The sequence below is a fragment of the Candidatus Regiella insecticola LSR1 genome (assembly GCF_000143625.1).
Classification (GTDB): domain Bacteria; phylum Pseudomonadota; class Gammaproteobacteria; order Enterobacterales; family Enterobacteriaceae; genus Regiella; species Regiella insecticola.
Genome location: NZ_GL379646.1, coordinates 1 through 4,238, shown reverse-complemented (window position 1 = coordinate 4,238; position 4,238 = coordinate 1). Strand labels below are relative to the sequence as shown.

Below are 4,238 nucleotides of genomic sequence, written 5' to 3'. Positions count from 1 at the left end.
CTATCAATAAGTTTAGCGCGTCCTGGCATCGATCCTTCTTTCATCAAACTATTGAGAATGAGTGAGAGAATAGCGGCTTGACTGCACATGCCATCAGGATCATGGCTGGTTTTTTTTATTAAATTTACTAAATAATTTTTTATTAATTTCGGGTAGTAGATCGTTATCGATACAGATCCCCCCCTGTTTTTTTTAGTATCAATAAACGGAATATATCACTGGCCGCGGTGAGATTATTACGTAGTGCCAATTCCTTTCTATACAATTTTTTATCAACAATAGCGGTTTTTCATTGGGATCAAAAATAGCATCCATATATTCTATACTGATATCAGTATGAGGATTTCTTTTTTTAACTTAGCCAAGGCCAAACGAAAACTATTATGACAATCGTTCCAATACTCTGATAATTCTTCGTTTTCACCTAAGGCATTTTTAACTAAAAAATCGAGCGCTGCTTTGTCAAACGTCACTTTTTTGTTTGACAGAATATGCTGATAGATTTTATTTTGCCACTTAATTATCTCCGTGTTAAATAGCGAATAAAAATCATTATGATCCGTGTCAATATTATTTAATATATCCCAGCTGGTTTTTTTTCGTATACGTGAAAATAACTCGCGGGCATAATAGGCATTATTATCTGTCCAAATTTTTATTTTATAATGAGGATTGTTGGCTATCCATAAGTTAATATATTCTTGTTGGATCAGCTCTATCTTACCTAAACAGATAAAGTGTAGTGTTTCATCAACCAAATGCATTATTACTTCAAAACGAGATAGCAGTAATTTTCGCAATTCATTATTATCTATTCGTTCTTTATTTTTATTAAAAACAACGATATTTTGATAAAGATTATTTATCATTCTTAATAATAACGTCATTTCTTTTTTTGGAGGAATAGCCGGTATTATTTTTTCGTATGCTATTTTTGAATCAATAAACATCTTATACATACCATTAATATGATAATACTTACTGTCGATCATGATGCTCGTCAATTTTTTAATAATGTCTATAGGTTTCATTATATTGATATCCTTTTATTATTTATTACATTAATTTTAAATTTTTTGATTCTCTGTATAGGGCGGAATTTAATTTATTTGTGAAAAAGAAAAAGCCCTGGAAATTAACCAGGGCTCTTAGAATAATGTCGAAATGACAGGATATATCTTATTATCGCGATATTCTAAGCCAACTTTATGCACAATGCAAAGAGGAATCGCTACGCTTGCCGGCCATCTGTCGACGGCAGATACCAGTGAAATAGATCATAAAATCAGAGTGAAATAAATTTCACTCCGACGCCGTTAATGCCAATACTATAGAGATGGAATAACACAATGAATATCCGTCCAATTCATAATGAGACAGACTACCGTGCAGCGCTTAAGGCGGTATCACACCTGTTCGATAATAAACCGGAGCGAGGAACACCTGATAGTGATTTTTTAGAGGTTATGATCACGCTAATCGAAGCCTATGAAACACAACATTTTCCGGTAGAGTTACCTGATCCGATTGAAGCGATTACATTTCGTATGGAGCAATCAGGTTTAAGCGCAAAAGATCTCGAGCCTGCCATTGGCAGAAGGCGAAGGGTATAAAGCCCTTTTGTGATAATATCCGCTCCCTATTAATCATTTCATTTTGGGGCTAAATGAATGCGGGTTTCAGGAGTTAATCGATGAAAATGACACTGCCTTTTTTCGAACGCGCCAAGGTATTGGTAGTGGGTGATCTTATGTTAGATCGCTATTGGTATGGTTCGACTAACCGTATTTCACCAGAAGCACCGGTGCCTATCGTGAAAGTGGATACCAATAGCATTGAAGAGCGACCAGGTGGAGCGGCTAACGTGGCTATGAATATTGCCGCTCTTGGTGCCAGCTGTTATGTCATTGGTCTGACCGGGGTAGATCTCGCAGCTAACATACTAAAAGAGAAATTGAAGCAAGCGAAGGTTGTTTGTCAGTGCATTGAATTACCTCATCATCCTACTAATACTAAACTGCGGGTTATTTCACGTCATCAGCAGTTAATTCGCTTAGATTTTGAAGAAGGAGACAGCTTTACCGAGTTTGACCCGCAACCGCTTTTAATCTGTGTTAAAGAATGGTTACCAGAGATTAGTGTATTGGTGCTGTCTGATTATGCTAAGGGGGCGCTTAACAACGTTCAAGAATTAATACAATTAGCGCGGATGAATAATATTCCAGTGTTAGTCGATCCTAAAGGGCGCGATTTTGAACGCTATCGGGGTGCAACGCTGTTAACGCCGAATCTGTCTGAATTTGAAACGCTCGTGGGACATTGTAGCAATGAAGATGAACTGGTGACGCGCGGCATGCAACTCATGGCCTCTTTTGAATTAACTGCTTTATTGGTAACCCGTTCTGAAAAAGGGATGACATTATTGCAATGTAACAAGCAACCGTTACATTTCCCCACACAGGCAAAAGATGTTTTTGATGTGACCGGTGCCGGAGATACGGTGATTGGTGTATTAGCCGCCGCTTTAGCCGCAGGAGACACGCTGGAAGAATCCTGTTTTTTAGCCAATGCTGCCGCAGGGGTGGTTGTAGGCAAATTGGGGACCTCGACAGTGTCACCGATCGAATTAGAAAGGGTGATCCACGGTGAAAGTAACACCGGTTATGGCGTGGTTACAGAGCAACAGTTACAACTTGCTATTCAAGCAGCGCGGCGGGGAGGAGAAAAAATCGTTATGACCAATGGGTGCTTTGATATTCTCCACGCCGGACATGTTTCCTATTTAGCCAATGCGCGTAAATTAGGGGATCGCCTGATTGTGGCTGTTAATGATGATGCTTCCGTGGGGCGCTTAAAAGGCAAAAAAATCGGCCAAATCAATCCATTGAATCAACGCATGCAAGTATTGGCTGCTCTGGAAGCGGTTGACTGGGTTGTGCCTTTTTCTGAAGATACTCCCGCGCGATTAATCGCTGAAATTCTGCCCGATGTATTAGTGAAAGGAGGTGATTATCAACTGCAAGATGTCGCAGGAAGAAAAGAAGTACAGGCGGCGGGGGGAGAAGTAAAAATACTTAATTTTGAAGAAGGCTTATCAACCAGCAAACTCATCTCAAAGATACAAAATTCACTAGAATAGTCTGAGAAATTATAAAGTTAACCAAATTCTTATAAGGCTCTCAGCCCTGAACAAAAGATAATGCACGCTCAACTACAGCAGCATCCGCTCGAGGTTGATGAGCGTGCTCGCTTAAATAACGTCGCCACTGACGCGCTCCGGGCGTCCCCTGAAATAGACCGAGAATATGTCGAGTAATATGCCCAAGGCGGGCTCCGCGAGACAATTCTTGCTCAATATAAGGATATAACGCTTTTATTACTGCTACTTTATCTGTTATTGCCGCTTGAGGATCAAAAAGTTTACGGTCAACCTCAGCCAAAATCGCCGGATTTTGATAGGCTTCGCGCCCAATCATCACACCGTCAACATACTTGAGATGATCAGCGGCATCCTCTAATGTTGTGATCCCACCATTAATAACAATGGTGAGTTGTGGAAAATCACGTTTAAGCTGATAGACACGAGGATAATTTAGCGGTGGAACCTCTCTATTTTCTTTGGGACTAAGCCCCGATAGCCAAGCTTTGCGAGCATGAATAATGAAAATATGACAACCCCCTTTGTTGGCTATGGTATCTACAAAGTCACATAAAAATTCGTAGCTATCATGACTATCGATACCAATGCGTGTTTTCACCGTGACAGGAATGGAAACACCATCATTCATTGCTTTAATACAATCAGCAACTAAATCCGCTTCACCCATTAAACAGGCGCCAAAACGACCATTTTGTACGCGATCCGAAGGGCAACCAATATTGAGATTAATTTCGTTATAACCTCTCTGTTGACCCAGTTTGGCACAATCCGCTAGTATTTTTGGATCACTGCCACCCAATTGCAAAACCACAGGGTGATCTTGTTCGCTATAAGCCAGATAATCTGCTTTTCCATGGATAATGGCGCCAGTGGTCACCATTTCGCTATACAGCAAGGTTTGTTTAGTGAGTAAACGATGAAAATAACGGCAATGGCGATCGGTCCAATCGAGCATCGGCGCGACGGAAAAACGATGGGCAGGGTATTTTGGCTCAGTGCCGCTGTTATCAATGGGTTGGGGGGGGGAGGGTAGGGTTGCTTTATTTTCGTGCATTTTTTGTCTTTATGTCGTATTTTT

The 4,238-nt window shown here is 40.4% G+C and carries 4 protein-coding genes and 1 pseudogene; 2 read left to right on the top strand and 3 right to left on the bottom strand.

Features of this window, described 5'->3' with window-relative positions; all coding sequences use genetic code 11:
* Positions 1–163 precede the first annotated feature (163 nt).
* Both REG_RS14705 and REG_RS08715 read right to left on the bottom strand, forming a co-directional pair.
* Complete coding sequence (locus REG_RS14705; RefSeq protein ID WP_176603503.1) at positions 164–265, bottom strand: TcdA/TcdB catalytic glycosyltransferase domain-containing protein; 102 nt, start codon at positions 263–265, stop codon at positions 164–166.
* Positions 266–320: 55 nt separating this feature from the next.
* Positions 321–1,031, bottom strand: a complete 711-nt coding sequence (locus REG_RS08715) for a TcdA/TcdB catalytic glycosyltransferase domain-containing protein (RefSeq protein ID WP_006705305.1) — start codon at positions 1,029–1,031, stop codon at positions 321–323.
* 318 nt (positions 1,032–1,349) lie between these two features.
* On the opposite strand from REG_RS08715, the pseudogene REG_RS08710 reads away from it, so the two are divergent.
* A pseudogene (locus tag REG_RS08710) lies at positions 1,350–1,610 on the top strand (helix-turn-helix domain-containing protein); the annotation flags it as partial.
* Between the two features lie 83 nt (positions 1,611–1,693).
* A complete protein-coding gene (gene hldE, locus REG_RS08705) occupies positions 1,694–3,139 on the top strand; it encodes a bifunctional D-glycero-beta-D-manno-heptose-7-phosphate kinase/D-glycero-beta-D-manno-heptose 1-phosphate adenylyltransferase HldE (protein ID WP_006705303.1) in 1,446 nt (481 codons plus the stop codon).
* 40 nt (positions 3,140–3,179) lie between these two features.
* Here the strand turns inward: hldE and dusA are convergent, their stop codons facing one another.
* Positions 3,180–4,214 (bottom strand): tRNA dihydrouridine(20/20a) synthase DusA, encoded by a 1,035-nt coding sequence (dusA, locus tag REG_RS08700; protein ID WP_006705302.1) that lies wholly within the window; start codon positions 4,212–4,214, stop codon positions 3,180–3,182.
* Positions 4,215–4,238: the final 24 nt, after the last annotated feature.